The 24,244-nt window shown below is 67.9% G+C and carries 26 protein-coding genes; 9 read left to right on the plus strand and 17 right to left on the minus strand.

Annotated elements, in window-relative coordinates:
• The first annotated feature begins 96 nt into the window (after positions 1-96).
• Positions 97-867 (plus strand): hypothetical protein, encoded by a 771-nt coding sequence (locus tag PSV23_RS14030; RefSeq protein ID WP_300470061.1) that lies wholly within the window; start codon positions 97-99, stop codon positions 865-867.
• Between the two features lie 117 nt (positions 868-984).
• Here the strand turns inward: PSV23_RS14030 and PSV23_RS14035 are convergent, their stop codons facing one another.
• The 4 genes from PSV23_RS14035 to groES all read right to left on the minus strand — a co-directional run bounded on the left by PSV23_RS14035 (position 985) and on the right by groES (position 4,349).
• Complete coding sequence (locus PSV23_RS14035) at positions 985-1,302, minus strand: HigA family addiction module antitoxin (RefSeq protein ID WP_300470063.1); 318 nt, start codon at positions 1,300-1,302, stop codon at positions 985-987.
• A gap of 10 nt (positions 1,303-1,312) precedes the next feature.
• On the minus strand, positions 1,313-2,092 hold the full coding sequence (locus tag PSV23_RS14040; protein ID WP_300470066.1) for a hypothetical protein: 780 nt from the start codon (positions 2,090-2,092) through the stop codon (positions 1,313-1,315).
• 266 nt (positions 2,093-2,358) lie between these two features.
• Entirely contained in the window at positions 2,359-4,011 is a 1,653-nt protein-coding gene (groL, locus tag PSV23_RS14045) for a chaperonin GroEL (protein WP_300470068.1), read from the minus strand.
• Positions 4,012-4,061: 50 nt separating this feature from the next.
• Complete coding sequence (gene groES / locus PSV23_RS14050) at positions 4,062-4,349, minus strand: co-chaperone GroES (RefSeq protein WP_300470070.1); 288 nt, start codon at positions 4,347-4,349, stop codon at positions 4,062-4,064.
• A gap of 252 nt (positions 4,350-4,601) precedes the next feature.
• Between groES and PSV23_RS14055 the strand changes: the two genes are divergently transcribed.
• Positions 4,602-5,039: a hypothetical protein gene (locus PSV23_RS14055; RefSeq protein WP_300470072.1), complete on the plus strand. Its 438-nt coding sequence runs from the start codon at positions 4,602-4,604 to the stop codon at positions 5,037-5,039.
• Between the two features lie 81 nt (positions 5,040-5,120).
• Here PSV23_RS14055 and pgi read toward each other — a convergent pair whose 3' ends face one another.
• Entirely contained in the window at positions 5,121-6,746 is a 1,626-nt protein-coding gene (gene pgi, locus PSV23_RS14060) for a glucose-6-phosphate isomerase (RefSeq protein ID WP_300470074.1), read from the minus strand.
• A 102-nt stretch (positions 6,747-6,848) separates the two neighbouring features.
• On the opposite strand from pgi, the gene PSV23_RS14065 reads away from it, so the two are divergent.
• Positions 6,849-7,325 carry a hypothetical protein gene (locus PSV23_RS14065; protein WP_300470076.1) on the plus strand — a complete coding sequence of 159 codons (477 nt, stop codon included), beginning with the start codon at positions 6,849-6,851 and terminating at the stop codon, positions 7,323-7,325.
• Positions 7,326-7,373: 48 nt separating this feature from the next.
• Here PSV23_RS14065 and typA read toward each other — a convergent pair whose 3' ends face one another.
• Entirely contained in the window at positions 7,374-9,203 is a 1,830-nt protein-coding gene (gene typA, locus PSV23_RS14070; RefSeq protein ID WP_300470078.1) for a translational GTPase TypA, read from the minus strand.
• A gap of 173 nt (positions 9,204-9,376) precedes the next feature.
• Positions 9,377-11,434, minus strand: a complete 2,058-nt coding sequence (locus tag PSV23_RS14075; protein ID WP_300470080.1) for an OPT family oligopeptide transporter — start codon at positions 11,432-11,434, stop codon at positions 9,377-9,379.
• Between the two features lie 154 nt (positions 11,435-11,588).
• Here PSV23_RS14075 and PSV23_RS14080 point away from each other — a divergent pair, with 154 nt between their 5' ends.
• On the plus strand, positions 11,589-12,041 hold the full coding sequence (locus PSV23_RS14080) for a cytochrome c (RefSeq protein ID WP_300470083.1): 453 nt from the start codon (positions 11,589-11,591) through the stop codon (positions 12,039-12,041).
• 21 nt (positions 12,042-12,062) lie between these two features.
• Here the strand turns inward: PSV23_RS14080 and PSV23_RS14085 are convergent, their stop codons facing one another.
• On the minus strand, positions 12,063-12,854 hold the full coding sequence (locus PSV23_RS14085) for an SDR family oxidoreductase (RefSeq protein WP_300470085.1): 792 nt from the start codon (positions 12,852-12,854) through the stop codon (positions 12,063-12,065).
• Positions 12,854-13,153: a 4a-hydroxytetrahydrobiopterin dehydratase gene (locus PSV23_RS14090; RefSeq protein ID WP_300470087.1), complete on the minus strand. Its 300-nt coding sequence runs from the start codon at positions 13,151-13,153 to the stop codon at positions 12,854-12,856. Before PSV23_RS14090 ends, PSV23_RS14085 begins: the two co-directional genes overlap by 1 nt.
• 118 nt (positions 13,154-13,271) lie before the next feature.
• On the opposite strand from PSV23_RS14090, the gene PSV23_RS14095 reads away from it, so the two are divergent.
• The 4 genes from PSV23_RS14095 to PSV23_RS14110 all read left to right on the plus strand — a co-directional run bounded on the left by PSV23_RS14095 (position 13,272) and on the right by PSV23_RS14110 (position 16,920).
• Positions 13,272-13,982 carry a Crp/Fnr family transcriptional regulator gene (locus PSV23_RS14095; protein ID WP_300470090.1) on the plus strand — a complete coding sequence of 237 codons (711 nt, stop codon included), beginning with the start codon at positions 13,272-13,274 and terminating at the stop codon, positions 13,980-13,982.
• 91 nt (positions 13,983-14,073) lie between these two features.
• A complete protein-coding gene (locus PSV23_RS14100; RefSeq protein WP_300470092.1) occupies positions 14,074-14,850 on the plus strand; it encodes a class I SAM-dependent methyltransferase in 777 nt (258 codons plus the stop codon).
• Positions 14,838-16,436 (plus strand): 2-polyprenylphenol 6-hydroxylase, encoded by a 1,599-nt coding sequence (ubiB, locus tag PSV23_RS14105; RefSeq protein ID WP_300470094.1) that lies wholly within the window; start codon positions 14,838-14,840, stop codon positions 16,434-16,436. Before PSV23_RS14100 ends, ubiB begins: the two co-directional genes overlap by 13 nt.
• 22 nt (positions 16,437-16,458) lie before the next feature.
• Positions 16,459-16,920, plus strand: a complete 462-nt coding sequence (locus PSV23_RS14110) for a hypothetical protein (RefSeq protein WP_300470095.1) — start codon at positions 16,459-16,461, stop codon at positions 16,918-16,920.
• 6 nt (positions 16,921-16,926) lie between these two features.
• On the opposite strand, the gene arfB is transcribed toward PSV23_RS14110, so the two are convergent.
• The 7 genes from arfB to PSV23_RS14145 all read right to left on the minus strand — a co-directional run bounded on the left by arfB (position 16,927) and on the right by PSV23_RS14145 (position 23,031).
• Complete coding sequence (gene arfB / locus PSV23_RS14115) at positions 16,927-17,331, minus strand: alternative ribosome rescue aminoacyl-tRNA hydrolase ArfB (protein ID WP_300470097.1); 405 nt, start codon at positions 17,329-17,331, stop codon at positions 16,927-16,929.
• Entirely contained in the window at positions 17,328-17,789 is a 462-nt protein-coding gene (locus PSV23_RS14120) for a YaiI/YqxD family protein (RefSeq protein WP_300470099.1), read from the minus strand. The genes arfB and PSV23_RS14120 overlap by 4 nt, the downstream gene beginning before the upstream one ends.
• Before the next feature lie 175 nt (positions 17,790-17,964).
• On the minus strand, positions 17,965-19,317 hold the full coding sequence (locus PSV23_RS14125) for an amidohydrolase family protein (protein ID WP_300470101.1): 1,353 nt from the start codon (positions 19,315-19,317) through the stop codon (positions 17,965-17,967).
• Complete coding sequence (locus PSV23_RS14130) at positions 19,317-20,810, minus strand: amidohydrolase (RefSeq protein WP_300470103.1); 1,494 nt, start codon at positions 20,808-20,810, stop codon at positions 19,317-19,319. The genes PSV23_RS14125 and PSV23_RS14130 overlap by 1 nt, the downstream gene beginning before the upstream one ends.
• Positions 20,811-20,905: 95 nt before the next feature.
• Positions 20,906-21,193 carry a DUF167 family protein gene (locus PSV23_RS14135; protein WP_300470105.1) on the minus strand — a complete coding sequence of 96 codons (288 nt, stop codon included), beginning with the start codon at positions 21,191-21,193 and terminating at the stop codon, positions 20,906-20,908.
• A 144-nt stretch (positions 21,194-21,337) separates the two neighbouring features.
• A complete protein-coding gene (locus PSV23_RS14140; RefSeq protein ID WP_300470107.1) occupies positions 21,338-22,267 on the minus strand; it encodes an electron transfer flavoprotein subunit alpha/FixB family protein in 930 nt (309 codons plus the stop codon).
• The gene (locus PSV23_RS14145; RefSeq protein WP_300470109.1) at positions 22,267-23,031 is read right to left on the minus strand and encodes an electron transfer flavoprotein subunit beta/FixA family protein; all 765 of its coding nucleotides are present in this window, start codon (positions 23,029-23,031) and stop codon (positions 22,267-22,269) included. Before PSV23_RS14145 ends, PSV23_RS14140 begins: the two co-directional genes overlap by 1 nt.
• Before the next feature lie 122 nt (positions 23,032-23,153).
• On the opposite strand from PSV23_RS14145, the gene PSV23_RS14150 reads away from it, so the two are divergent.
• Positions 23,154-23,486 (plus strand): hypothetical protein, encoded by a 333-nt coding sequence (locus tag PSV23_RS14150; protein ID WP_300470111.1) that lies wholly within the window; start codon positions 23,154-23,156, stop codon positions 23,484-23,486.
• 183 nt (positions 23,487-23,669) lie between these two features.
• On the opposite strand, the gene PSV23_RS14155 is transcribed toward PSV23_RS14150, so the two are convergent.
• On the minus strand, positions 23,670-24,242 hold the full coding sequence (locus tag PSV23_RS14155) for a cob(I)yrinic acid a,c-diamide adenosyltransferase (protein WP_300470113.1): 573 nt from the start codon (positions 24,240-24,242) through the stop codon (positions 23,670-23,672).
• Positions 24,243-24,244 lie beyond the last annotated feature (2 nt).

Raw genomic sequence — 24,244 nt, forward strand, 5'->3', positions numbered from 1 at the left:
AACGGCGTTCGTGCGTTGTGGTAGTCCGCTCTTTGTCCGTGTATCTGGCGCCGTCTGACGAAATCACCACCGCGCCCCTTGGGGCAGGAAGTATCCATGGCCATCTCATACGAACGAGCACGGTCCGCCGTTGAAAAGATCAAGAGGCACCAAAGCAAGTGCTTGGTGATTCACTACGCCTGCCAGAGTCTCTACGATGATCGCGAAGGATTATCGCCGAGCGTGTCCAACATTGTTGTCAAGGATTTCGCCAACGATCAGACGGTGAGTTTCGCGGCTCATATAGTCGCCGAGAGACTCGGTATCGCCAAAGAGGACATAACCGCGCGTTTCGCCGATATCGAAAAGGTACTTCTGGAGGATTTTTACGAGTTCGTTCGCAACCACAATGGTGACTACTGGCTGCACTGGAACATGATCAACATCCAGTACGGGTTCGAGACGCTCGCTCATCGATACAACGTCCTGACCGGCCGCAGCGCTCCCAATATCGACATCGACAACCGCATCAATATCGCCGGCATCCTCTATGGCCTTTATGGGGAGGGCTATGTGGCGGTTCCGCATATGCCGAACCTAATGACGCTTAACGGCGGCGTCCGGCGCGATTTCATTCCTGGGGCGGAGGAAGTCGAAGTTTTCCGGGCGGGCGAATACGCCCGGCTTCATGCATCTACCGTTTCAAAGGTGAAGTTCTTCTCGGACGTGGTTGAACTGGTGCTCGATCGCAAACTGCGAACGGCCAAATCGACGTTGCCGATGAAGATTGAGCGCAGTCTTGATAGCCTGTTGGCCAAAGCCGTCGCCCTCGCCGCAGCTGTCTACACGATCATCGATCTGTCGGTGAAGTTCGGGGGCCTCTTCTAGATTCGAGTTGCGAGCGAGAGCTTCGAGCCTCAGCGCCGACCAAATAAATGAGCAGTTCTCCGGACGCGCGCACTGTCTCAGCCCAGAGAACTGAACGATCGGCCCTTGCTGCCCCCCTCACGCCGCCCTCAACGGCTTGATCGCCGCCAGCTCATCCCTCACCGCGATCGCCGCCTTCGACAGATCGTGCTGCGTCTGAAGATTCATCCAGAACTCCGCCGTGGTCCCGAACACCCGCGCCAGCCGCAGGGCCGTGTCCGAGGTGACCGGCTGCTGCTCGCGCACCACCCGCTCGATCCGCGTCCGGTCTTTCAACCCCATAGCCCGCGCCAGGGCGCCGGGCGTCAGGCCGTAGTCGGGCAGGAAGTCCTCGCGCAGATGTTCGCCCGGATGGGCCAGGGGCTCGGCGAAGGTGGTGTGGTCACGGGGGGTCATCCGCGTGCTCCTACTTCGAATCCGGGAGTGTGTTTCTGATGCACGCCAGCAGTTGTTTCTGGGTCTCTTGGGGCGTGCCGGCGTCCCAAACGACAGTTTGCGAATGGTTGGTGTCGAAATGGGTTCGGTCCGTATCGAAAACGCCTCGCTCACAAGTGTAGATGACCGGCTTACCCAACCCCTCTGCAAAGCCAGCTTCCCAATAAGCTCCGTTGTTCGCGTGAGAAAGGTCGGCGATCACGAATTTGCAGAGCCGAAGTCGCGAGCGAAGGTAGTTATCAATCAGCCCCGCAGCGGGCCGATCACGCAGCACCTCCAACTTGTAGCCTGCCTCCTCGACGGCGGGACGAATGACGTTTGCTACGCAAGCCTCTAGGGTTTCGTCGCCATATTTCATGGCCATGAAAGCGAAATTCTCGCTCCGCTGACCTTTGGCGATTTCTCCAGCCCGCAACCATCCTTCCAGCGTTGGTGCGATCCGGATCGCGTTTGGGCCGTTCATGCTGGATGCGTCAGCGCAGGTAAGCAGGCCGCCACGCTCCATTGAAAGAATGAGGGCAGCGGATGCGTTCATATCGATAGCACCGATGGCGGAGGTCAGTGCCGGATCGATGCGATCGTAGAACCGACCGGCATAACGGAGCCGCACAGCAAGATAAGAAAGCGCGTTGTCTACCTGCTCCGGAATTGGCGGCAGAGCGGCGTGTTTCCGATAGTCATCAAAGGTCGCGGTCGTCACATATGGGGGCTCTGCTGAGAGTTCGTTCTTCCAGCGGAGGTCGTGGCTCATTGCCCGCCGCTGTTCCTCGTTCATCGGGTCTGCCCCGTCCACAAGGGCGGTCCCCGAAATTGTGAAGTCACCGCACGCCACACAGGCAACGCGGCTCCGGTCAAAATTTGGGACCCGACTGGCACGGGCCATATGACCATCCGCATTCCTGCAAACGGGACAGACAATTTCTTCCATCAAGTACTCTCCATGAGGACCATAACAGAAACCCCCGGCCATTTCTGACCGGGGGTTCGTTAGGTTCAGCCTGAGCCGAGCTTCGTGGACTAGAAGTCCATATCGCCCATGCCGCCCATGCCGCCGCCGCCCATGCCGCCGGCGCCGCCAGCGGAGCCCTTCTTCGGCGCATCAGCCACGGCCGCTTCCGTCGTGATCAGGATCCCCGCCACCGAGGCGGCGTCCTGCAGGGCGGTGCGCACGACCTTGGCGGGGTCGATGACGCCGGCCTGGATCATGTCGACATACTCTTCCGTCTGGGCGTTGAAGCCGTAGGTGGGCGAGGCGTTTTCCAGCACCTTGCCGACGACGATGGAGCCTTCGACGCCCGCGTTCTCGACGATCTGACGGATCGGGGCCTGGATGGCGCGGCGGATGATGGCGATGCCGGCGGTCTGGTCGGCGTTGTCGCCTTTCAGACCTTCCAGCGCCTTGGTGGCCTTCAGCAGGGCGATGCCGCCGCCGGGGACGATGCCTTCCTCGACCGCCGCACGCGTGGCGTTGAGGGCGTCGTCGACGCGGTCCTTCTTCTCCTTGACCTCGACCTCGGTCGAGCCGCCGACGCGGATGACCGCGACGCCGCCGGCCAGTTTGGCCAGACGTTCCTGCAGCTTCTCCTTGTCGTAGTCCGAGGTGGTGTCCTCGATCTGCTTCTTGATCTGGCCGATGCGGGCCTCGATCGCGTCCTTCTCACCGACGCCGTCGACGATGGTGGTGTCGTCCTTGGTGATGGTGACCTTCTTGGCCTTGCCGAGCATGTCGAGGGTGACGTTCTCCAGCTTGATGCCGAGGTCTTCCGAGATGACCTGGCCGCCGGTCAGGACGGCGATGTCCTCCAGCATGGACTTGCGGCGGTCGCCGAAGCCCGGGGCCTTGACGGCGGCGACGCGAAGGCCGCCGCGCAGCTTGTTGACGACGAGCGTGGCCAGGGCCTCGCCCTCGATGTCCTCGGCGATGATCAGCAGCGGGCGGCCCGACTGGACCACGGCTTCGAGGATCGGCAGCATCGACTGCAGCGACGAGAGCTTCTTCTCGTGCAGCATGATCAGGGGTTCCTCGAGCTGAACCTCCATCTTGTCGGCGTTGGTGATGAAGTAGGGGCTCAGGTAGCCGCGGTCGAACTGCATGCCCTCGACGACGTCGAGTTCGGTTTCGGCGGTCTTGGCTTCCTCGACCGTGATGACGCCTTCGTTGCCGACCTTTTCCATGGCCTTGGCGATCATGTCGCCGACTTCCTGGTCGCCGTTGGCCGAGATGGTGCCGACCTGGGCGATCTCGGAGTTGGCGCTGACCTTGCGGCTGGTCGATTTGATCTCGGCGAGCACGGCCGTCACGGCCTTGTCGATGCCGCGCTTCAGATCCATCGGGTTCATGCCGGCGGCCACGGCCTTGAGGCCCTCCTGGACGATCGACTGGGCCAGGACGGTGGCGGTGGTGGTGCCGTCGCCGGCCTTGTCATTGGTCTTGGAGGCGACCTCGCGGATCATCTGGGCGCCCATGTTCTCGAAGGGATCCTCGAGTTCGATTTCCTTGGCCACCGAGACGCCGTCCTTGGTCGAGCGCGGGGCGCCGAAGGACTTCTGGATCACGACATTGCGGCCCTTGGGACCGAGGGTGACCTTGACCGCATTGGCCAGAACGTTGACGCCGCGCAGCATCTTTTCGCGCGCATCGGTGGAGAACATAACCTGTTTGGCAGCCATCTGGCAGCTCCTAAATCTATGGTTTTGAAACGGAATTCAGCCGCGGGTGCTTACGACAGCACGCCCAGGACGTCGGATTCCTTCATGATGATCAGGTCTTCGCCTTCCAGCTTGACCTCGGTGCCCGACCATTTGCCGAACAGGATGCGGTCGCCGGCCTTCAGGTCCATGGGGACGTGCTTGCCGTCTTCATCGCGGGCGCCGGGGCCGACGGAGACGACTTCGCCTTCCTGGGGCTTTTCCTTGGCCGAGTCGGGAATGATGATCCCGCCCTTGGTCTTGGATTCTTCTTCCACGCGCTTCACGAGCACACGGTCGCCGAGCGGACGAAACGCCATCTGATTGTCTCCAACATCTTCGATTGAACCCCGGACGCGGTGCTTTGGCAGCCACAGCGCCCGAGTGCTAACGCGAGCGGCAAGTAGGGGGGCGAGGGGTCCGCGTCAAGCGGAGCGGCCTTCGAATTCTGGCGTTCTCCGGGCCTCCGGATGACTGGAACCTGAACAACCCGCTCCAGCGCCGTACAGGCTCCAACGGCTATATTGCCTCCAATGCCGGTCAATACCGGCGCCTCAGCAAGGAGCAATCCGATGCGCAATCTCATCAACCCGAAGACCGTCGGAGCCGGCGCGGCCGCCGCCCTGGCGATGGGCCTGGCGACGGCGAGCCCGGCCAGCGCCCAATCGTATGGCGATCCACTGGTCGACACGATCGTTCGGGGCGTTCTGGCCGTCTCCGGCCAGGACAGCCGGTACGGCTATGGCCAGGGGACCTGGCGCGGCCCGGACTGTCAGTACTATCGCGACGGCCGCTGCTACCGGAACATCGGCCATTGGGAGCGCGAGCACGGCATCAACAGCCGTGATCGTTCCTACGGCTACGGGAATGACCACCGCGCCTATGTGGAGGGTCGGACCTATTCGGGCCGGGGCTATTACCGGGACGGCCGCTTCTGGCGGAACCATGGCGAGTGGCGCAGCTACCAGAACCGCCGTGATCACCAGTACCGCTACGATCGCCGCTGGTGATGCCGGGTTTCGTCCGGCTGCGTGAGTATCGGCTGGACGAGGGCGAGGGAGGCGGGCGCTTCGGCGCCCGCCTTTTTCACATCAGACCATCAGCCGTTTCATCAGCTCGGCCGTCGAGGGATCCAGGCCAGCCGAGGGCTCGCCGTCGGCGACATCCCTCAGGATGGCCCTGGCCAGCACCTTGCCCAGCTCCACGCCCCACTGGTCAAAGCTGTTGATGTCCCAGATCACGCCCTCGACGAACGTCTTGTGTTCATAGAGCGCCAGCAGGGCGCCGACCGCTTCGGGCGTCAGCGCGTCCAGCAGTATGGTGGTCGACGGCCGGTCGCCGGGGAACGCCTTGTGCGGCGCCAGCCGGTCTGCCTCTTGAGCGCTCGCTCCTGAAGCCAGCAGTTCGGCCCGCGCCTGGGCTTCGGTCTTGCCGACCATCAGCGCCTGGGCCTGGGCGAGGGCGTTGGACCACAGCGGCGCATCGCCCTCCCGCGCGTCCACCGCCCCTTCGGATGTGTGGCCGACGACGATGAATTCCGCCGGCACCACCTGCGGGCCCTGATGGATCTGCTGGAAGAAGGCGTGCTGGCCGTTGGTGCCCGGCTCGCCGAACACCACCGGGCCGGTGGCGGTGTCGACCGGCGAGCCGTCGCGCTTCACCCGCTTGCCGTTCGACTCCATCTCGAGCTGCTGCAGGAAGGCCGGCAGGCGGCGCAGGCCGTGAGCATAGGGCGCAACCGTCCGCGCCGGCCGCCCCAGACCCTCGACGTTGAACACCTGGGCCATGGCCAGCAGGATGGGCGCGTTGGCCTCCAGCGCCGCCTCGGTGAAATGGGCGTCCATGGCCCGCGCGCCGTCCAGCACCCGCTCGAACACATCCCAGCCCAGAGCCACGGCCACGGACAGGCTGACCGCCGACCACAGCGAATACCGCCCGCCGACCCAGTCGCGGAAGCCGAAGGTGCGGCCGCAGCCCCACGCCTCGGCCTTGTCCGGCGCGGCCGTGACCCCGATCAGGTGTTTGACCATCCGCCGCGGCGACAGGCTTTCGGCCAGCCAGGCCTTGGCCAGATCGGCATTGGCCAGGGTTTCCTGGGTTGTGAATGTCTTGGACACCACCACCACCAGGGTGGTTTCAGGGTCCAGCCCGGACAGCGCCTCGCCCATGTCGCGCGGGTCGATATTGGCGACGAACCGCAGGTCGATGGTCGGCTCCAGCGGCCGCAACGCGTCCCACAGCAGACGCGGCCCCAGGTCCGAGCCGCCGATGCCGATGTGGACGATGGCGTTGAACGGCTGCTTGGTCCCGCCCGTCTCGGCCCCCGAGCCGATGTCGGCGGCGAATTCGGCCATCGCCCGCCGCACCTGATCAACCTCGGCCGACACCGGTTCGCCCAGCGCGCTGAACTCCGCGCCCTCGGCCGCTCGCAGGGCCGGGTGCAGCACGGCGCGACCCTCCGTGTTGTTGACCGGCTCGCCCGCGAACAGGGCGTCGCGGCGGCCCTCGACGTCGCAGGTGCGCGCCAGATCCAGCGCGGCCTCGAACCCCTCGGCGCTCCAGGACTGTTTCGACAGGTCCAGATACAGGCCCGCCGCCTCGACCCCCATCCGCTCCATCCGGCCGGGATCCGTTGCGAACTGGTGCGCGATGCGTCCGCCCGCGTCCTTGCGCGCGACGGCGCGAAGCATGTTGAGGGCCTGGGAGCGGGCGGTCATCGGCGGTCTCGGACAGCGACGGGGTAAACCCTCGTTTACGGGTGTAGCGTAAGCCGGTTCAACGCTGAATCCGTGATTCGGCCCATATTAAAGAGGTTCGCCATGTCCTGCGGCGTCGCCCTGGCGGTTTCCCTGCTTCTCGCTGATCCCAATGTGGCGCTGGCCGCGGCCCAGCCGCCAGCCCCGGTTTCGGCGCCTGTATCGGTCGCCGGCGAGCCCCTGTTCGCCGACATCGTGGCCCGCTCGGGCGCGCTGAAGAGCGTGGTTCAGGGCTGGATCGAGGCCGGCGTGATGAATCAGGCGGATTTCACCGCCGGCGCGGCCTTCACGGGCTTCAAGGTCCAGGCCGAGGCGCTGGCGGCCAGCGACATGCAGGGTCACCTGATCCTCAGGGAACGCGGCACGGACGGCGATCTGAAATGCATCCTGCGGGGCATCTCGGAAGACATGCCGAAGAAGATCGCGGCGGTCGAAGCCGCCGTCACGCCCGCCGAACGTCAGGTGGCGCTGGACGAGCTGGCCTATCTGCTGAACGACAACGTCGAGGTCATCACCGCTCCGCCGCAGCCCGAGGTCTGACGGCGGCCGGTCTGATGGCGGAAAGACGGGGCGAAAGCCCCGCCCGTCCTATTCCTCGCGAACGCGCTTCTTGCGGAAGCTCGGGTTCAGCACGGCCTTGCGCAGGCGGATCGACTTGGGCGTGACCTCGACCAGCTCGTCTTCCTCGATGTAGGCGATGGCCTGTTCCAGCGAGGGACGGCGCGGCGGCGTCAGGCGAACGGCCTCATCCTTACCGGCGGCGCGGATGTTGTTCAGCTGCTTGGCCTTCATCGGATTGACGTCGAGATCGTCCCAGCGGGCGTTCTCGCCGATGATCATGCCCTGGTAGGTCTTCTCGCCGCCGCCGACGAACATGATGCCGCGGTCCTCGAGGTTCCACAGGGCGAAGGCGGCTGTCTCGCCGTCGCCGTTCGAGACCAGCACGCCCTTCAGGCGGCCCTCGATCGCGCCCTTGTGCGGCTCATAGTGGCTGAACACCCGGTTCAGCACGCCCGAACCGCGCGTGTCGGTCAGGAATTCGCCCTGGTAGCCGATCAGCGAGCGCGACGGCGACTTCAGCGTCAGGCGCGTCTTGCCGGCGCCCGACGGTCCCATGTCCTTCAGCTCGGCCTTGCGGGCCGACAGCTTCTCGATGACCACGCCGGTGTATTCGTCGTCGACGTCGATGACGACGTCCTCGATCGGCTCCAGCCGCTCGCCGTTCTCGCCGGTCTGATAGACCACCCGCGGACGGCTGATGGAGAGTTCGAAGCCTTCGCGGCGCATGTTCTCGATCAGCACGCCCAGCTGCAGCTCGCCGCGGCCGGCGACCTCGAACGCGTCCTTGCCGCCGGTCTCGGTGACGCGGATGGCGACGTTGGCTTCGGCCTCCTTCAGCAGGCGGTCGCGGATGACGCGCGACTGCACCTTGTCGCCCTCGCGGCCGGCCAGCGGGCTGTCGTTGACCGAGACGGTCATGGAGATGGTCGGGGGATCGATCGGCTGGGCCGGCAGGGCCTCGGTGACTTCGAGGGCGCACAGGGTGTCGGCCACGGTGGCCTTGGACATGCCGGCGATGGCGACGATGTCGCCCGCCTCGGCGCTGTCCACCGGCTGGCGCTTCAGGCCGCGGAAGGCCAGCACCTTGGTGATGCGGCCCTGTTCGATGATCTTGCCGTCGCGCGACAGGGCCTTGATGGCCATGCCCGGAACGGCCTTGCCGCTCTCGATCCGGCCGGTCAGCAGACGGCCGAGGAAGGGGTCGCTCTCGATCAGCACGTTCAGGATCTGGAACGGCTTGTCCTTGTTCTCGACGACCTTCGGCTCCGGCACGTGTTTGACGATCAGCTCGAACAGCGCGTTCAGATTATCGGACGGCTGGTTCAGATCCATCGTCGCCCAGCCGGCCCGGCCCGAGGCGTAGATGTGCGGGAAGTCCAGCTGCTCGTCGGTGGCGCCGATGGCGGCGAACAGGTCGAAGGCGGCGTTGTGGACCTTGTCGGGATCGGCGTGGGGCCGGTCGACCTTGTTGATGCACAGGATCGGCTTGAGGCCCATCTTCAGCGCCTTGGTCAGCACGAATTTGGTCTGGGGCATGACGCCCTCTTCGGCGTCGACCAGCAGAACGCAGCCGTCCACCATGCCCAGGATGCGCTCGACCTCGCCGCCGAAGTCGGCGTGGCCCGGGGTGTCGATGATGTTGATGCGGGTGTCGCCCGTCTCGCCGTGCCACAGCACCGAGGTGCATTTGGCCAGGATGGTGATGCCGCGCTCTTTTTCCTGGTCGTTGGAGTCCATCGCCCGCTCGGACTGGGCCTCATTGGCTCGGAACACGCCCGACTGGGCCAGAAGCTGGTCCACCAGCGTGGTCTTGCCGTGGTCGACGTGGGCGATGATGGCGACGTTGCGCAGATTCATTTGACTATCAGACGTGCAAGGCGGCCGTGCGATAACGGGCCGCTGGATTTTGGCGACGGTGCGGGGAGCGCGCGCCTCTTACAGGGACGCACGCGGAAACGCCAGTGCGTGACGAACACGCACCGGCGTAACGGCGGATTCTATCGCTCAGGAAAAGGGCGGCGTGAAGGCGGTCAGACCCTCGCTGCCCGGCTCCGGACCCATTGGTACAGTGCGAAGGTGACCACCGCGAAGACCACGACCCCCGCCAGCATGGCCGGCCAGGTCGATCCCTCGGGCAGAAGCGCGAACGGCGCTTCATTCTCCGTGGCGCCGATGACGCCCGCGTTGAAGACCCCGAACAGGCTCTCGCCGACGATCAGGCCCGAGGCCAGAAGCACGCCCATGCGGCGCCCCACGTCGGCGAAGGAAGTCTTCTTCAGGCCCCGCTCGTACAGCCAGCCGCACACGGCGCCGATGACCAGCATCGTCGTCACCGCCGCGGGCAGGTAGAAGCCGATGCCCACCGCCAGCGGCGGCAGCTTGACCTTGCCCTTGGTCGCGGTGCTCAGCGCCAGGTCCAGCAGGATGACGCCAACGCCGATCAGGGCGCCAAGGCCGATCAGGTCCCAGCGCAGGTCCCCGCCGATGACGCCCCGCGCCAAGGCCGAGATCAGCGTCGCCTGCGGGGCGGCCAGCGGCTCGGCGGCGATGCCGGGAGGGCCGCCCTCGAAGCCGAAGGCGCGGTTCAGGGCGTTCAGCACGAAGGGGATGACGATGGCGCCCGCGACGACGCCGACGATCAGGGCCGCCTGCTGACGCCAGGGCGTGGCCTCGACCAGCTGGGCGGTCTTCAGGTCCTGCAGGTTGTCGTTGGCGATCACCGCGACGGCGAACACCACGGCGGTCACGATCAGGGCATAGGCGATGATCGACGGATCCGCCGGCACGCCCGCCACAGCCATGACCCCCAGCATCAGCAGCGAGGCCACCACGATGGCCAGGATGCCGACGCCCGAGACAGGGCTGTTCGACGAGCCGATCAGGCCGGCCATGTAGCCGCAGACGGCCGCCACGGCGAAACCGATCAGGACGACATAGATCAGACCGCCCGCCACCAGCATCGGCGTCGCGCCCGCCAGCGCGGGCGAGGCCTGGGCGAACCAGGCCAGAAGTGCGGCGATGCCAACAAGCGCGGCGACCGAAATGCCCGCGACCAGATTGATGGGAATGTCCTGCTCGGTCAGGGTCAGCACCTCGCCGGCGTTGCGGCGTCTGTTGGCCGCGAGGGCCGAGGTCAGGCCGCCGATCAGCGGTCCGGCCAGCTTCATCAGGGTCCAGATCGCGGCCACGCCGATGACGCCAGCGCCCATGAAGCGGACCTCGTTGCGCCAGACCGTCGTGGCCAGTTCTTCAGCGGAGGCGCCGGCCGCCACGGTGGCGGCGATGGAATCGATCCCGAAGCCGTTCAGCCAGGTCACATATTCCGGCGAGGTCATGATCGGCACGGCGATGAACCAGGCCACCAGCAGGCCGAACAGCTGCGCCAGACCGACCGTCAGGCCGATCAGGTGCCCGGCGCCCAGCAGGGCGAACTGCATGCCGAAGCCCAGACCCGTTGCCCCGCCGCCCAGGGCGACCGGCAGTTTGAAGAAGCGCGCCGCCTCGCCCGCGAACACCCGCCCGGCGGCCAGATAGGCGTAACCGCCCGACACGATCGAACCCAGAACCACGATCCACAGGCCCGACTTGTTCTCGCGCACCGCGCTCTCGGTCTGTTCCGCCCCGCGCGAGCCGACCTTCAGCACCTCGGCCGCGGCCACGCCTTCGGGGTAGGGAAGCCCGCCGTTGACCACCAGCGCCCGGCGCAGCGGGATCGAGAAGGTCACCCCCAGCACGCCGCCCAGGACGCAGATCGCGACCGATTCCCAGATCGGAAACTCCAGCCACCAGCCGATCATGACCAGGCCCGGCAGGACGAAGATGATCGAACTCATGGCCCCGCCGACCGAGGCCACGGTCTGGACGGTCATGTTCTCCCAGATGGTCGAGGTCTTGAACGCCCTCAGAATGGCCATGGAGATGACCGCCGCCGGAATGGCCGAGGCGAAGGTCAGCCCGACCCGCAGGCCCAGATAGGTGTTCGCGGCGGTGAAGATCACCGCCAGGAGGCAGCCCAGTACCAGGGCGCGCAGCGTCAGCTCGATACGCTTGACGCCGCTCACGGGCGCGCTCGCGGGTGTGTCCGTCATTGGGGTTCCTCTCCCTCGTTGCCCGGACCTAAACCGGAAATACGCCATCCGTCGAGAGGGGCGTCGAGAGGCCTGCATCAGAACGGGCTGAGGCCGCCGCTCGTTGACTTCACCGGCCAGCCGACGGAGCTTTGCCTTAACGGGAGAGACGATGATGCGGAAATGGGTCACGGCGGCGGTGCTGGGCCTCTTGTGCGTCGGCGGCGCGGCCAACGCCCGGGGAGAAGGCGAGGCGGCCATCATCCAGGGCCGTCAGGGGGCGATGATGCTGTCGGGGGTGGCCATGGGCGCCATGAAGTCGGCGATCGACACCGGCCAGGCGCCGTCGACCCAGCGCTTCAGCACCCGCGCCCTGGCGCGCTGGGCCCACGCCGTGCCCGGCATGTTCCCGGCGGGAACCGGCCCCGAGGCTGGCGTTCCCACCAGGGCGAAACCCGAGGTCTGGAGCGATCGCGCCGGCTTCGAGGCGAGGGCCGCCGACTATGCCGCCGCGGCCGACCGCCTGGCCGAACTGGCGGGCGGCGAGGACGCCGCCGCCTTCTCGGCCCAATGGAGCGTGGTGCGCCAGAGCTGCAACACCTGCCACACCGCCTACAAGCTCGACTGAGCCCGCCTCAATGAGCCCGCCTCACTGTGCCAGCATGCCGCCGTCGATCTTGAACTCGGCGCCGGTGACGAATTTCGACTCGTCGGCGGCCAGATAGAGGACGCAGTACGCCACGTCGTCAGGCTCGCCGATCCGCTTCAGCGGGATGCCGCGGCTGAGCCGTTCGTGCGCCTTGGCCTCGTCCCCGCCGGCCATGGCGATGAAGGGGTCCAGGATCGGCGTCTTGATGAAGACCGGGTGCACCGAGTTGCAGCGCACGTTCCAGTCGCCCTTGGCGGCCTCCAGGGCGATGGTCTTGGTGTACATCCACACCGCCGCCTTGGTGGCGTTGTAGGCGCCCATGCCAGGCGCGGCCGCCAGTCCCGCCACCGACGAGATGTTGATGATCGAGGACGGCGCCGAGGCCCGCAGATGCGGCATGGCGTGCTTGCAGCCCAGCATGATGGACTCAATGTTGACCGCCTGGACGCGGCGCCAGTTCTCCAGAGTATCCGTCTCGACGAATTTCAGATCCCCGCCGATCCCGGCGTTGTTGACCAGGATCGACAGCCCGCCCATGGCCGCGACCGCCCGGTCGATGACCGAGACCCATTCGGCCTCGTCGGTCACATCATGTTCGAAGGCGAAGGCCGAGCCCGGAACCTCGGCGTTGATGGCGGCGGCCAGCGCCCGGACGCCTTTCAGATTGACGTCCGTGACCGCGACCTTCGCGCCTTCGCGCGCCAGCATCCAGGCCATGGCCTCGCCCAGCCCGCCGGCCGCGCCGGTGATCAGCGCCTGCTTGCCGGCGACGCGTCCCGCCTTGCCCGTCATCACTTCGCTCCCATCGCGACCGCCGCCTCGTCGATGAACCGCGCCATGTCGACGTCCTTGTCGGTGACTCCGCCCGCGTCATGGGTCGTCAGCAGGATATCGACACGGTTGTAGACGTTCGACCATTCCGGATGGTGATCAACCTTGTCCGCCTTCAGGGCCACGCGGGTCATGAAGCCGAAGGCGGCGTTGAAGTCGGCGAACACCAGCTTTCGCGAGATCGCGGGCCGATCTCCGGCGTCTTCGCGCCACAGGGGCAGCGCCTTCAAGGCTTCCGCAACGTCAATCCGGTCCGTCATGTCATCCTCCGCGTCCCTTCCGCCCTATCCCGCCGGACGGACTGCCACAAGCGCGGGGAACGCACGGCGAAGCTTTGGCGTTACCGACCGTCGCTATTCAGGAAACGGGAGCCCTGCCATGGACAATATGTGGATCGCCGCGCTGGATCCCGCGGACCGCAAGCGGATCGAGCCTCATCTGCATGAGCGGCCCTTCGCCCAGGGCCAGATGCTGTACGACGCCGGCGAGGCGGTCGAGGAAGTCTGGTTCCCCATGAGCGGGGTGGTCTCGCTGATGACCATTCTCGACGGCGACCGCATGATCGAGACCGCCGCCATCGGCCGCGAGGGGCTGGTCGGGGTGACCTGCGGCCCGTCGAACGCCCGCGCCGCCAGCCGGGCCATCGCCCAGGTCGACGGCGTCTCCGCCTGTTGCCCGTCCGACGTCTTCGCCGAGGCCCTGCAACAGAGCGAACCCATGCGGACGGCGCTGGCCAGGTTCACCGAAAGCCTGTTCGCCCAGGTGCAGCAGGCCGCCGCCTGCAACGCCCAGCACCGGCTGGACGAGCGGCTGGCCCGCTGGTTGCTGACCATTCACGACCGCGCCGACAGCGACCGCTTCGGCCTGACCCAGGCGGACGTCGCCGGCATGCTGGGCGTGCGCCGCGCCACCGTATCGGAGGTTGGAGCCGAACTGGAGGACAAGGGTCTGATCCGCAGGGGCCGGGGCTGGATCGAGGTCACGGACCGCAAGGCCCTGGAGGGCGCGGCCTGTGGTTGCTACGGCGCCATGCGTAATCTGATGAAGGACCTCGGCGTCCCACGCCCCAACGCCGGAGCGAACGCCTGAGCGAACGCCTGACGCGGGGCGCTTCCCGGGCCTGGCCGCCGCGACCACGCGGCCCGGTGACGGCGGCGCGGCGACGCGCTAGACCGCCAGCATGACCGACACGGCCCATCCTTCCGGCAAGACCTCCTCCTTCGGCTTTCGCGACGTCGACGCGAAGGAGAAGGTGCAAATGGTGCGCGGCGTGTTCGACAGCGTGGCGTCGAACTACGACCTGATGAACGACCTGATGAGCGCGGGCGTGCACCGGCTGTGGAAGGACGCGGCGGCGGCCAAGCTGAATCCGCGTCCGGGCGAGACCATCCTCGACGTCGCGGGCGGCACCGGCGACATGGCCCGGCGCTATGCGAAGATGGCGCGGGCGGCGCAGGAGCGGCGCGGGGGTCCGGACGCCTCGGTCATCGTGCTCGACTACAACGCCGAAATGATCATGGCCGGGGTCCACAAGGGCGGCGAGCCCGAGATGTCGTGGTCGGTCGGCGACGCCATGGCCCTGCCCATGCCCGACGCCTCGGTCGACGCCTATTCGATCAGTTTCGGCATCCGCAATGTGGCCGACATTCCCGCCGCCCTCGCCGAGGCCCGGCGGGTGCTGAAGCCCGGCGGCCGATTCCTGTGCCTGGAATTCTCGCGTCCGACCGCCTCGGCGATCCGCAAGGCCTATGACGCCTGGTCCTTCCACGCCATCCCGCGCATCGGCGGCTGGGTCGCGGGCGACCGCGACAGCTATCAGTACCTGGTCGAGAGCATCCGCCGTTTCCCGGACCAGTCGACATTCAAATCCATGATTGAGGCCGCCGGGTTCAGCCGCGTGACGGTGACCAACCTGTCCGGCGGCGTGGCCGCCATCCATCACGGGTGGGCGATCTGACCAGCCGGATCGATCCCGCGACCCCGCCGCCCCCGCCGGCGACCGTGCCGGTGCGCCATCCGGTCGAGGCCTGGCTGCGCCTGCTCGGCTGGGGCTGGGTGCTGATCCGCCACGACGCCCTGGCCCCGCGCGAGATCACCCACCTGCTGCCCGTCTGGGTGCGCTGGCTGGCCCATCTGCTGCACGCCTTCGCCGGCAGGGAGGGCCGCGACGGTCGTCCGGGCCAGCGGCTGGGCAAGGCGTTCGAACACCTGGGGCCCGTGGCCATCAAACTGGGTCAGGTCCTGGCCACCCGCGCCGACATCTTCGGCGTCGAGTTCGCCCGCGATCTGGGGCGATTGAAGGATGCGCTGGAACCCTTCCCGACCGAGCAGGCCCGGCGCGAGGTCGAGCGCTCGCTGGGCCGGACCGTCGAGAGTCTGTTCACCGATTTCGGCCCGCCGGTCGCCGCCGCCTCGCTGGCGCAGGCGCACCCGGCCTGGCTGGCCGACGGCCGCAAGGTCGCGGTCAAGGTGCTGCGGCCGGGCGTCGAACGCCGCGTCGCGCAGGGGCTCGATTCCATGCGGCTGGCCGCCCGGCTGGCCGTCCGCTTCGTGCCGCTGGCGCGCCGGCTGGAGCCCTCGGCCTTCGTCGAGACCATCGCCCGGGCTCTCCAGCTGGAACTGGACATGCGGCTGGAGGCCGCCGCCGCCTCCGAGCTGAAGGACATCATGGACAGGGTCCGCGCGTCCGGCGGCGGGCATATGACCGCTCCCGCCGTGATCTGGGACGGCGTCGGAAAGCGGGTGCTGACGCTGGAGTGGGCCACCGGCGTGGCCATGACCGATCCGACGGCCGCCGAGCAGCCGGGGCTGGACCGCAACGGGCTGGCCGACAATCTGGTGCGCGCCTTCCTGACCCAGGCGCTGGACTACGGCACGTTCCACGCCGACCTGCACGAGGGAAACCTGTTCTGCCATGCGCCCGCCGAACTGACCGCCATCGACTTCGGCATCGTCGGCCGGCTGGGCCATGGCGAGCGGCGCTATCTGGCTGAGATCCTGTGGGGCTTCCTGAGCCGCGACTACGACCGCATCAGCCGCGTGCATTTCGAGGCCGGCTACGTTCCGCCCGAACATTCGGTCGAGGCCTTCGCCCAGGCGCTGCGCGCGGTCGGCGAGCCGGTGATCGGCAAGGCGGCCTCGCAGGTCTCCATGGGCCGGCTGCTGGGCCAGCTGTTCGAGATAACGGCCCTGTTCGACATGCATCTGCGGCCCGAGCTGATCCTGCTGCAGAAGACCATGGTCTCGGTCGAGGGCGTGGCCCGACGGCTGAATCCCGACCACGACCTGTGGGAGGCGGCCCGGCCGGTGGTCGAGCAATGGATCCGCCGCGAACTGGGCCCCCAGGCCCAGGTGCGCGACGCCCTGGAGGAGCTGCGCGCCACGCTGAAGGCCCTGGCCCGGCTGGCGCAGAACCCGCCGCAGCCGCAGACGGTGGTCATCCGCGAGACCCGGACGCCGGCGTGGATGGTCGTCGGCGTCACCCTCGCCGTGGCGGCGTCCGCGGCCGCCCTTGTTCTGTCGCTTTGGCCCGTCATCGTCTGAGGTCAGTTCTGGAGACGACCCCATGAAGCCGCTTCTGATCGCCGCTGCCCTTCTGCTCGTCCCCGCCGCGGCCCAGGCCCAGGTCGCCGCCGCCGCCATTCCGAACAGTTTCGACCGTTCGGCGACCCAGCCCCGCCAGGCCGCGCCCGTCCCCGCACCAGCCGCCGCCGCGCCCGCGACGGCCGCCACGCCCGCCAACCCCAGGTCCGAAGAAGTCCTGCGCGAGATCATCGCGGGCGGTCAGGCCGGCGCCCTTCCCTATGCGCTGATGACCGACGATCTCGCCGCCAAGGTCCGCGAGCAGGAGGCCGCCGTGCTGCCGATCCTGCAGGGCTTCGGCGCGATCCAGGCCCTCGACTTCGCCGGCAGCCAGGAGGGCGCCGACCTGTTCGCCGTCACCTTCGCCACGGCCGCGACCCAGTGGATCATCGGCTTCGACGAAAGCGGCAAGGTCGACGCCCTGCTGTTCCGCCCCGCCGAATAGCCGCCTTCAGTCGTCGGAGCCGGGCCGTCCCCGCCCGCTCTTGATCGTCGATCGTTTGGCCTTGCCCTCCAGCCGCCGCTCTTTCGAGGCGCGCGTCGGCTTGGTCGGCACGCGATAGACCGGCGCGATCGAGGCCTTGTCGACCAGTCCCTGCAGCCGCTCGACGGCGTCGGCCCGGTTCCGCTCCTGGGTGCGATAGCGCACGGCGGTGATCAGGATCACCCCGTCCAGCGTCAGCCGGCTGCCCGCCAGCTTCATCAGCCGCGCCCGAACCGGCTCTGTCAGCGACGGCGAATTGCGCGCGTCGAACCGCATCTGCACCGCGGTCGACACCTTGTTGACGTTCTGCCCGCCCGGCCCGCCGGCGCGGAAGAAGCGGAACTCCAGCTCGCTCTCGGGGATGACGGTCATCGGGGCCCCCGCTTCGCCCGCACCACGGCCTGGTCCAGCGCCTGCAGGAAGGCCGATCGGTCCTTCGGCCCGAACGGCGGCGGCCCCGAGGTCGCCACCCCCATCGACCGCAGATGCTCCCCCACCATCCGCCCGGCGAGCGCCGAGCCGATCGAGTCCGGCGTGAACGGCTGGCCGTTCGACTTCAGCGCCTGCGCTCCGGCCTTGAGGCAGCGGTCGGCCAGCGGAATGTCGGCGGTGATGACGATGTCGCCCGGCCCCGCCCGCTCGGCGATCCAGTCGTCGGCGATGTCCGGCCCGGCGTCGACCACCACCTGTTCGATCCAGGTCTCGCGCGGCGTGTTGATCCAGCTGTTGGACACCACGAACACATGCAGGCCGTACCGCGCCGCCACCCGATAGACCTCGTCCTTCACCGGACAGGCGTCGGCGTCGATGAAGAGGCGGGGCAGGGTCATGGGCGGCACCATACCTCTCCCTCCCCCTCCGGGGGAGGGTCGTCGGCGCGTCAGCGACGACGGGGTGGGGACGCTTCGGCGAGACAGGAGCCGGCGCTCTCGTCGCCGAGCCCTCCCCACCCGGTCGCTTCGCGACCACCCTCCCCCGGAGGGGGAGGGAGAACCGGCCTGCGCCCTACCTTGTATACGCCGGTGGCATCGCCCCTTCGCCGCCCGTCGCATAGCGGTCGCGCAGCAGGAACTGGCGGCTGGTCGGGGCCTGTTCGGCGCCGCCGATGAAGATGGTCTCGGCGATGCTGAGCGGCTCCAGCGGATCGCCGGACCAGACCACCACATCGGCCGCCGCCCCGGCGCGCAGCTCGCCGAACTGGCCGGCCATGCCGAAGATCCTGGCCGGATTGACCGTGATCGCCTCGATCGCCGCATCGTACGGCAGGCCGTGCGAAACGGCGTTGCCGGCGTTGTAGCGGGTCTCCCGCACCCGGTGAGAGCCGTCATTGCCCTTGATCGCGATCACCACACCGGCGGCGTCCAGCGCCGCGGCGTTCTCCATCCGCACGGCGCGCGTTTCGAGACTGCCCGGCAGGTTGGAGATCGGGTTCAGCAGCACCGGCACGCCCGCCGCCACGATCTGATCGGCGACCAGCCAGCCCTCTTCCGCGCCGTCCAGGATCACCTTCACACCCTCCTCACGCGCCAGCCGCAGCACCTGCTGGATGTCGGCCGCGCGGTGCACGGTGACGATCAGCGGCATGCTCCCGTTGGCGACCGGGATCAGCGCCTCCAGATCGGCCCGCGACAGGCTGAGGTCGCGCAGGCCCGCCCGGTCGTAGGCGGCCTTGTTGCGCGCATACAGCCGCACCTCGGCCAGGGTTTCCCTGAACTGGGTGAACTCGGCTCCGCGCGCCCCGCCGGCGACGCTGGCGCCGGCCTCGCCGAACGGAGCGACCATGGCCACCCGCGGCTTGACCAGAATGTCGGTCCCCTGCGCCAGATGGATCACCGCCGCCTGTCCGGCGAACAGGCTGGGCGCCTGATAACCGCCCTCGCCCACGCCGGCGAAGTCCGAGGAACCGTCGTCATGGGCGTGGCCGCCCGAGCTTCCCGGATGGCTGGGCACGACGATGGCCCGGGTGATGCCGCCCAGACGGGCGACCGGCAGGGTGAAGGACCACGGGTCCAGCCCGTAGCTGACGTCGAACGAGGCGCTGATCGAATTGGCGCCGTTCGACTGGTCGTCCGACCCGCCCACCGACGAGATTTCCGAGGCGCCCAGGCCGCTGTCCACGGCCACGAAGCCGGGAGCGACCACCTTGCCGCGCGCATCGATGACGCGGGCGCCCGACGGCGCGGCCCCGGTCCCGACCGAGACGACCCGGCCGTTCTGGATCACCACCGTCCCGTTTTCGATGACGGAGGTTCCGGTCAGCACCCGCCCGCCGGTGATGGCGGTCAGGGACTGGGCGAAGGCGGGCGATGTCAGGGCGGCGGCGCAGGCCGCGCCGAGGATGAGGCTCTTGAGGCGCATCAGCGGGCTCCCTGCGGGACGTTGGCGGCGGACAGACCATAGCCGGGCTGGCCCAGCTCATAGTCGGACAGCGGCTGATAGGCCGGGTTCATGCGGTCGAAGCTCAGGCCGCCGTCGATGAAGACCTGGTCGGCGCGGGCGTAGACGCTGAACGGATTGGCGCTCCAGATCACCACGTCGGCGCGCTTGCCGGGCTCCAGCGAGCCGGTCTGGTCGGCGATGCCCAGCGACCGGGCCGGGTTCAGGGTGATCCAGCTCATCGCCCGCTCCTCGGAGATGGTCATCCCCATGCGGCGGCCGGCGGCGAGACCCGCGGCGGCTTCCTGGTTCAAACGCTGGGTCAGTTCGGCGTCGTCCGAGTGGATGACCGCGCACGACCCCTGCGGCGCGTCGACCAGGGCGGCGTTGGCCTCGACCGCGTCCAGGGCTTCCATCTTGAAGCCCCACCAGCCGGTCCACATGTCGGCGCAGATGCCCTCGCGGGCCAGCAGCGGCGCGATCTTGTAGGCCTCGATGGCGTGGTGGAAGGCGGTGATCTCGTAGCCGAACTCCCTGGAGATATCGATCATCACCGCCATTTCGTCGGCGCGGTAGCAGTGGTTCTGCACCAGCACCGATCCGTCCAGCACCCCGACCAGGGTTTCCAGCTGCAGGTTGCGGGTCGGCGGCGATCCCTCGCCGTCATCGCGCCACTTGTCCCATTTGGCCTTGTACTCGCGGGCGGCGATGAAGGCGGCGCGATAGCCGGCGACATTGCCCATGCCGGTGGCCGGCGAGGTGTTGCGGCCTCCGTAGACGCGGCTGGGGTTCTCGCCGCAGGCCATCTTCAGACCGTAGGGGGCGCCGGGCATCTTCATGCCCTGCATGGTCACCGAGGGCACATTGCGCACCGTCACGCCGCGCCCGCCGAACAGATTGGCCGAACCGGGCAGGATCTGGAGCGTGGTCACCCCGCCCGCGCGGGCGGCGTTGAAGCCGGGATCCTGGGGCCACAGCGAATGCTCCGCCCAGACCTGGGCGGTGTTCGGATTGGTCGCCTCATTGCCGTCGCTCATGCCCTGCACGCCGGGCGAGGGATAGACGCCGAGGTGCGAGTGCACGTCGATGATGCCCGGGGTCACGAACCGGCCGCGCGCGTCGACCACGCGGTGGCCGCCGGGAACCGGGGTCGAGGCGTCGCCCACCGCGGCCACCTTGCCGTCGGTGACGATGACCACGCCATTCTCGATCTTCTGGCCGGCGCCGGTGAAGACCGTTCCGCCGACGATGGCCATGTTCTCGCGCGGCAGGCCGCGATAGGTCGAGGGGAAGGGGTCGGGGTTGGCCGCATAGTCCAGGCCCCGGGCCAGGGGCTGGCGCGCCTCATCGGATGAGTCATCGGACGACGGCGTGTCGTCGCCTCCCGTCGTGGCGCAGGCCGAAAGAGCCAGTGAGCCCGCGAGCACGCAGGCGAGGACGGCGAGGCTGGAACCCCGCAAGGCGTGAAGTCTCATCGAACGCTCCCCTGATACGCCCGATCCGAGAGTGGGGGGCGTACGTCGGAGCGGATTACAAAAGCCTCCGGGGCGCCGCGTCAAAGCCGGAAACATTACAAACCGGTAAGGCGGGCTTTCAGTTCGGGTTCGGACAGACCGTCGACCCCGACCATCTTGGTCCGCGACTGGCCGCCCCGCTGAATGGCCACGACCGATTTCGGCACGCCGAGCGCCTTGGCGAGCAGTTTGACCAAGGCCTCATTCGCCTCGCCCTCGACCGGCCGGGCGCGCACGCGGACCTTGAGGACGGTCCGCCCCTCGGCGTCCACATCCCAGCCGTCGATGCGATCGGCGGACGCGCCGGGGGTCAGACGGACGGCGATGCGCGCTTGTTTACTCAATTCCGCTCATCCCGGCGAAAGCCGGGACCCAGTGCCTTCGTGGGGCACGGTGCGTGGGATGAGTGTCAGCGCCAAGCCGGTTCAACCGATCGCCCAAAGAACTGGGTCCCGGCTTTCGCCGGGATGAGCGGAGAGAGAGAATGCCTACCCCAGCGCCTTCATCAGCTCCGGCACCACCGTCTTGTAGTCGCCGACGATGCCGTAGTCCGCGACCTGGAAGATCGGGGCGTCGGCGTCCTTGTTGATGGCGACGATGACCTTGGAGTCCTTCATGCCGGCGAGGTGCTGGATGGCGCCCGAGATGCCGATGGCGATGTAGAGGGCCGGGGCCACCACCTTGCCGGTCTGGCCGACCTGATAGTCGTTGGGGGCGTAGCCCGCGTCCACGGCGGCGCGCGAGGCGCCCACGGCCGCGCCCAGCTTGTCGGCCAGCGGGTCCATGACGGCGTGGAATTCCTCGGCCGAACCGAGGGCCCGGCCGCCCGAGACGACGATCTTGGCCGCGCCCAGTTCCGGCCGGTCCGACTTGACCATTTCCTCGTTGACGAAGGCGGCCTTGCCGCCGTCGGCGCCCGCGACGGTCTCGACCTTGGCCGAGCCGCCCTCGGCCGCCGCGTCGAAGCTGGTCGGACGCACGGTGATGACCTTCTTGGCGTCGCCCGACTGGATCGTCTCCAGGGCGTTGCCGGCGTAGATCGGGCGTACGAAGGTGTCGTTCGACACGACCTCGATGATGTCAGAGATCGGGGCCACGTCCAGTTTGGCGGCGATCCGGGGCATGAAATTCTTGCCGTCGGTGGTCGCGGGCGAAAGGATGGCGTCATAGCCGCCGGCGAGGCCGACCACGGTCGCCTCGACCGCCTCGGCCAGCTGGTGGCCCAGGCCGGCGCTCTCGGCCAGCAGGACCTTGCGCACGCCGGCAATCTTCGCGGCGGCATCGGCCGCGGCCTTCGAGCCCTGACCGATGACCAGAACATCGACCTCGCCCGACAGCTTCAGGGCGGCGGTGACGGTCTTGTGGGTGGTGTCGCGGACGGTGTCGCCGTCGCGGTCGGCGATAACGAGAACGGCCATTACAGGACCCCCGCGGTCTTGAGTTTCGCAACCAGTTCGGCGGCGTCGGCCACCTTGATCCCGGCCGAGCGCTGCGGCGGGGCCGTGACCTTGAGCACCTTCAGGCGCGGCGCCGTGTCGACGCCATAGTCGGCGACCGCCTTGACGGCGATCTCCTTCTTCTTGGCCTTCATGATGTTGGGCAGGGAGGCGTAGCGCGGGGTGTTGAGCCGCAGATCGACCGACACCACCGCCGGCAGGGTCGCCGACAGGGTCTGCAGGCCGCCGTCGACCTCGCGCGTCACCGTCGCCTTGCCGTCGGCCAGCACGATCTTGCCGGCGAAGGTCGCCTGGGGCCAATCCAGCAGGGCGGCCAGCATCTGGCCGACCGCATTGTTGTCGCCGTCGATCGACTGCTTGCCCAGCAGGACCAGATCCGGCTTCTCCTCGTCGACCACGGCCTTCAGCAGCCTGGCCACCGCCAGCGGTTCCAGATCGGCGTCCGACTGGATCAGCAGGCCCCGGTCCGCGCCCATGGCCAGGGCCGTGCGGATGGTCTCCTGCGCCTGGGTCACGCCGATGGAGACGACCACGATCTCGGTCACGGTCCCGGCCGCGTGATGCTCCTTGCCCTCCTTCATGCGCACGGCTTCCTCGACGGCGATCTCGTCGAACGGATTCATGCTCATCTTGACGTTGGCCAGATCAACGCCGGTCTGGTCCGCCTTGACGCGAGCCTTGACGTTGTAGTCGATCACCCGTTTGACGGGGACGAGAACCTTCATTGTAATATCCACGAAAGCGCCGGAATGTTGGGTGAGGGAATGGTACGCCTCATCCGGCCTGTCAACGTAACGCCGCGTCAACGGAGCCGATCCTCCGCGCCGCCCAGCCTCGGAAACTGACCATGCACCGCCTCCTGACCATGAAACGGCTCAGCATCCTGTTCCTGAGCGCCTTCGCCGTCCTGATGGGCGGCATGTTCGCCTACGAGAGCCTCGTCATCGCGCCCGGCGACCGTTGCGAAGCGGGCGGCAAATGGTGGGACCCGCAGGACCGGGTCTGCGCCCAGCCCATCTCCATCGCCGAGATCACCGGTCGTCCCAACCCCGGCGAGCGCGCCGCGGCCTCGGCCGAAAAGAACCGCGAACTGGTGGCGATCGAGGACTCGCTTGCGGCCCAGCAGAAGGCCCGCGACGCTGACGCCGACCGCCAGCGCGCCGCCCTGGCCGCGCAATAATTCGAACGGCGCCGGAAAGCCTGCGTCCGTTTTTGGCGTAGCCGCATGTTTGACTGACCGCGACCTCAGGTCCGGTCTTTGACGATCGAATCGCACCGGGAAGACCTGACGACCGTTCGGAGTGGACCGACCGCGCCGGCGTGCCGTGCACTCTGTGCACCGTGTTTTTGGTCGCGGACGCGGCTAGCGGGTCGCCCCGGGCTTCCACTTCACGTCGTCCGCCCCGTTGGCGTTGGCCCGGCGGGCGGCGACGAACAGGTGGTCCGACAGCCGGTTGAGATAGCGGATCGACGCCGGCGTCACCGCCTCGCCCGCCTCGACCAGACGCACGGCCTCGCGTTCGGCCCGGCGCGCCACGGTGCGGGCCAGATGCAGATGGACCGCCAGCGGCGATCCGCCCGGCAGGATGAAACTGTCCAGTTCCTTCAGGCTCTCGTTCATCCAGTCGATCTCGGCCTCCAGCCGCTCGACCTGGCTGTCGAGGATGCGCAGCGCCTCCCATTTGGGCGGCGGCTCCAGCGGCGTGGCCAGATCGGCGCCGAGGTCGAACAGCTCGTTCTGGATCCGGCCCAGCATGGCGTCGATGCGGTCGTGCTGGCCGGAATGCAGCCGCGCCGCGCCGACGACGGCGTTCAGCTCGTCGACCGCGCCATAGGCCTCGACCCGGGGGTTGCTCTTGGACACGGGCGCGCCCGAGGCCAGGCGCGTCTGTCCGCCGTCGCCGGTCTTCGTATAGATGCGGTTCAGGACGACCACGG

Source organism: Brevundimonas sp. (assembly GCF_029946145.1).
GTDB lineage: Bacteria > Pseudomonadota > Alphaproteobacteria > Caulobacterales > Caulobacteraceae > Brevundimonas.